This window comes from Inquilinus sp. CAU 1745 (assembly GCF_039839375.1).
In the GTDB taxonomy this organism is placed as follows: Bacteria; Pseudomonadota; Alphaproteobacteria; order DSM-16000; family Inquilinaceae; genus JBDOQU01.
Genome location: NZ_JBDOQU010000034.1, coordinates 1 through 1,329 on the forward strand (window position 1 = coordinate 1; position 1,329 = coordinate 1,329).

A 1,329-nucleotide genomic window follows, 5' to 3' on the forward strand; every position below is an offset into this window, starting at 1 on the left:
TGAGCAACCGGAAAGAGGGGTGACAAGTTAGCCCGGAGACATGGGTTACAGGTTTTGTGGTTTGTTCTGTAGCGCATGGGGTCTGGACGGCCGTCCAGACCCCATGCGCATGAATCCTTGCCTCCCCTTCATCGTGCCCAGGACGATCGGGCCATAGTTGACCAGCCAGACATCTTCGGCGATCTCACGCAGGCCGACCGGTTCGCCGATCAGGGCTTCGCTGAGGAAGACGAGGTCGCCGTGCCATTTGATCTCGCCGGTGGAGCGCACCCGGCGGATCCGGGCCTCATCGGGATAGTCCGGCGACCGCAGCACGCCGTCGAAGCGGCGGGGCGACGGCAGGTAGACCCGTGCCGGCGGGCGCTGTCCGAGGGCTTCGTGGGGCCGCTGGGTGTTGTAGGTCTCGCGGAATCGCTCGAAGCGGTCGATCTGCTCGGCCAGGCTACGGGCCGGCGGGGCCGCGGTGTCCTGCTTGAGCGTCAGGTGCAGGCGCTCGTGGCGGCCGTTCTGCTGCGGCTTGCCCGGCTCGATCCGCTCGGGCAGCACACCGGCCTTGATCAGCTTGACTGCAAAGCGCGACAGGCCGCCGGCGGCCCGACTGGCGAAGGGCGGACCATTGTCCGAGCGCAGCGCCCGCGGCAGGCCATACTCCCGGAACGCCGCCTCCAGCGCCGGCCATACATGGCCCTCATCGATGCGCGCCACGGCCTGGCAGCGGATCAGGAAACGGCTGTAGCCGTCGCTCACCGTGAACGGCTCCACATGGGTGCCGTCGCCGGTCAGGAACCAGCCCTTGAAGTCGGCGCACCAGACATCGTTGGGCGCCGCGCAACCCGCCAGCGGCACGCTCTGCGGCGGCACCCGACGCCGGCGCTTGCGCGGGCGCGTCAGTCCGGCCCGGTCGAACAGCTCGCCGATCGTGCTCGCCGCCGGCCAGGCCTGGTCGGGATGGCGCTCCTCCAGCCAGGCCTTGACCTTGCGCGGCCCCCAGCTCGGATAGCGATGGCGCACCGACAGCACCTCGGAGATCGCCTCGCCATCTACCGAGCGCGCATTCGAATGCGGCGCCCGTGAACGGTCCTGCAAGCCGACAACGCCTTCGCTGAGATAACGCCTCAGCCACTTGCCGCCGTTCTTCCGGCTGATCCCATACTGCCGGCACAACTCCGACATGCTCTCCTCGCCCGCCAGGCACGCCGAGACAAATCTCAGCCGCTGATCCATCACACAGGTCTCTCTCCAGGGCATGGCCGCACCTCCTGCAACCACTCTGAGACCTGTCACCCATGTCGCCGGGCTAAACTGTCACCTATCTATCCGGGTTGGACC

The 1,329-nt window shown here is 67.6% G+C and carries 1 protein-coding gene; it reads right to left on the minus strand.

The genetic code is table 11. From position 1 onward, the window contains the following. Positions 1–45: 45 nt before the first annotated feature. Positions 46–1,248 (minus strand): integrase core domain-containing protein, encoded by a 1,203-nt coding sequence (locus tag AAFN89_RS20780; protein WP_347541233.1) that lies wholly within the window; start codon positions 1,246–1,248, stop codon positions 46–48. Positions 1,249–1,329 lie beyond the last annotated feature (81 nt).